The sequence below is a fragment of the Neisseria sp. HMSC03D10 genome, from assembly GCF_001807625.1.
GTDB classification, from domain to species: Bacteria; Pseudomonadota; Gammaproteobacteria; order Burkholderiales; family Neisseriaceae; genus Neisseria; species Neisseria mucosa.
In genome coordinates this window covers 26,190-26,945 of sequence record NZ_KV789593.1, presented here as the reverse complement: position 1 = coordinate 26,945, position 756 = coordinate 26,190, and the positions used below count along the sequence as shown (strand labels likewise).

The 756-nt window shown below is 51.9% G+C and carries 1 protein-coding gene; it reads left to right on the top strand.

The genetic code is table 11. The features are described from left to right. Window positions 1–125 precede the first annotated feature (125 nt). Window positions 126–620, top strand: a complete 495-nt coding sequence (locus HMPREF3066_RS09805) for a GlcG/HbpS family heme-binding protein (RefSeq protein WP_070442584.1) — start codon at window positions 126–128, stop codon at window positions 618–620. Window positions 621–756: the final 136 nt, after the last annotated feature.

The following is a 756-nucleotide window of genomic DNA, read 5'->3' as shown; positions in this document are numbered from 1 at the left end:
TGTCCAACTTTTGGGGTGCAGTTCAAACCTGTCTTATGGTTTTCAGACGACCTTTATTGTTCCCGCCGACAGACATACAATCAAAAGTGCAGTACCTTTCATTGATTCAATACAAGGAGACAGTTATGCGCGGCATAAAATCAGTTGCATTGTTGTGTACTTTGGCATTGGGTGCGCCGGCGTTTTCGGCGGGTTTGACCAAAACGCTACCGGGCGATTTGACGACGGCTCAGGCGCAGGCGGTGGTGCAGGCTTCGATGAAAAAGGCGCGTGAAATCAGGGTGCCGATGAATATCGCGGTCGTGGACGCAGGCGGTAATTTGAAGGCGTTTGCGCGTATGGACGATGCGTTTATCGGCAGTATCGATATTGCACAGAAAAAGGCGAAAACGGCACGCTATTTCAATATGTCCACCCGCGATTTGGGCAAGGCTTCGCAGCCGGGCGGCGAGCTTTACGGTATTGAGGTGACCAACGACGGTTTGGTGATTTTTCCCGGCGGTGTGCTGCTGGTGGATAAAAACGGCGTTATCGTCGGCAGCGTCGGCGTGAGCGGCGGCTCAGTCGATGAAGACGAAAGTGTCGCGAAAGCAGGTGCGGCGGTATTGTCGGGCAGGTAAGCCGCAGCTTGAGGCAACCCGACGCGTTTCTTTTCATTGATTTGCGTTGGGTTGATGAAATACGCAGAGGTCGTCTGAAAATGTGGGTCTAAATCCCCGCAATCTTTTCAGACGACCTTTTTATAGTGGATTAACT